General features: G+C 36.9%; 2 protein-coding genes. Both read left to right on the forward strand.

Annotated elements, in window-relative coordinates; translation table 11 throughout:
• Positions 1-323: 323 nt before the first annotated feature.
• Complete coding sequence (locus tag C8269_RS10705; protein WP_106461832.1) at positions 324-1,874, forward strand: MFS transporter; 1,551 nt, start codon at positions 324-326, stop codon at positions 1,872-1,874.
• Positions 1,875-1,942: 68 nt separating this feature from the next.
• Positions 1,943-2,118, forward strand: a 176-nt coding sequence (locus tag C8269_RS10710; protein ID WP_158698414.1) for a helix-turn-helix domain-containing protein, incomplete at its 3' end; no start/stop codon positions are given.

Below are 2,118 nucleotides of genomic sequence, written 5' to 3' on the forward strand. Positions count from 1 at the left end.
CTAGTGTAAGATTAGTTAATGATGATGTATTACTATTTTGTTTCATAAATACATTGTATCAGAAAAAGACGAGGATGTTTAATTTCCTCGTCTTTTTCTATGTTAGGACTTTTGCAACAGCCCCTTTTTTGCACCTATAAATTTTCTAAAATTCTTAACAAGTCAATATAAAATTCTACCCTCTTAAAAAAACTTGGGAAAAGGCTTGACAAGGATTTCAAAAGATAATATACTATAAGGGTAGTAAGCGGTTACATTATTGAAATTATAATATAAACCTATTATACATATTACAAACCGCAAATATATATTAAGGAGAAAAAATGGACGAGAAAAAATTATACGTCGACGGTCATGAAACCGAAACCTACCACACAGCCAAGATGTGGGAAATTGCTCTATTTTCATTAAACAACAGTGCATCAAACTTCTACCTCTTTGCCTTTGGTTTCTTAGGTTTCTACGCAACAGGTGTTGCAGGAATGACAACAGTACTCATAGCAAGCGTGCTTGGTCTTGCCAGATTATTTGATGGACTTATAGACCCAGCTATCGGTACAGCAATCGATAATATCAACACAAGATGGGGACGTTACAGACCTATCATGCTCTTATCAAATATCGGCCTAATCCTATCATTTGTATTCTTATTTAACATACATAGGATGCCAATCCCAACAGTAGTAGCCCTATTTATAGGCCTAATCTTCCACAAGATTGTCTACTCTTTCCAACAAACAGTAACAAAGGCTGCTCAAGCCTCCCTAACAAACGACCCAGCCCAAAGACCACTATTTTCAGTCTTTGACTCAATCTTCAACCTAGTAGTATTTACAGGTGGCCAATTATTTGTAACCAGATACCTATTTGCCCAAATCGGCGAATACAACATGGAATTCTACGGTAGATTCCTACCACTTTTATGTGCTGTATCCTTTGGTTTTACAGTACTAGCTATGTTTGGTATCAGAAGAAAAGATAATGTAAAATACTTCGGTCTTGGTGAAGAATCAGTTGAGAAACAATCATTCAAAGAATACTTCTCTGTACTTAAAGGCAACAAGCCACTAGCAGTCCTTGCCTTCTGTGGAGCCATGATCAAATTTGCAGCAACAATGGTAGGAGATCAAAACTTCCTAGCAATATTCTTTGGTATCCTTCTAGGTAACTACATGCTAGCAGGTGATGTTTCAGCTTGGATAGTAGTACCACAACTACTATTTGTATTTGGACTAACAAGACTAGCTCAAAAGAAGGACCTCAAAACCTCCTACAAAACTGCAGTATCAATTGCTACAATCGGTCTTGCAGCAGTAATCGGACTTTTATTTGTAACACCAGATACAAGAGTCCTATCAAACCTCCAAGGCATGTCACTAATATTCATAGCCCTATGGATAATAGCAACAGTAGCACTAAAATACCCAACATCCATAGTCCTAACCATGTCAGCAGACATCACAGATTATGTAACAGCTAAGACAGGCAAATTTGCCCCAGGTCTAATAGGAACAATCTTCTCCCTAACAGACTCAATAGCCTCATCCCTAGCTCCAGTCGTAATAGGCTGGGTAGTAGCAGGTATAGGCTACACAGATGGTTACCCACAACCAGGCGATGCCCTAACACCAGCAATCTACAAGGGCGGCCTAATAATCATGGGCATAATACTTGCAACCTTAGTAGTAACTATGATAGCTATCAGATTCTATCCATTAGATAGAAAAGAAATGGAACTTATAGCAGAAGACATAGCTGTAAGAAAAGAAATCAAAAAAGAAGGTCTTACAGAAGAAGAACGTAATCAAATAAAGATCGAAGTAGAAGAATCCGGAGTAAAAACCGAATTTAAAGAAGACGATTTAATAAAATAAGTATTTAAAAAAGGAAAGTCATATGACCTGAACCCCAAAATCCGGAATACGGATGGAGGGGTTTTAGTATGCCAAAATACACAAAAGAATTTAAAATAAAACTAGTAACGGAATATTTATCAGGAGAATCTGGAGGCAGCCCGATGGTTGCTAAAAAATATGGTATACCCGAAAGTTCATTACAAAACTGGATAATCAAATATCAATCAGGTGGATTTGATAACTTATCAAAAAAGCAAAATCA

It is taken from the genome of Anaerococcus sp. Marseille-P3915 (assembly GCF_900258475.1).
Lineage (GTDB): Bacteria > Bacillota > Clostridia > Tissierellales > Peptoniphilaceae > Anaerococcus > Anaerococcus kampingae.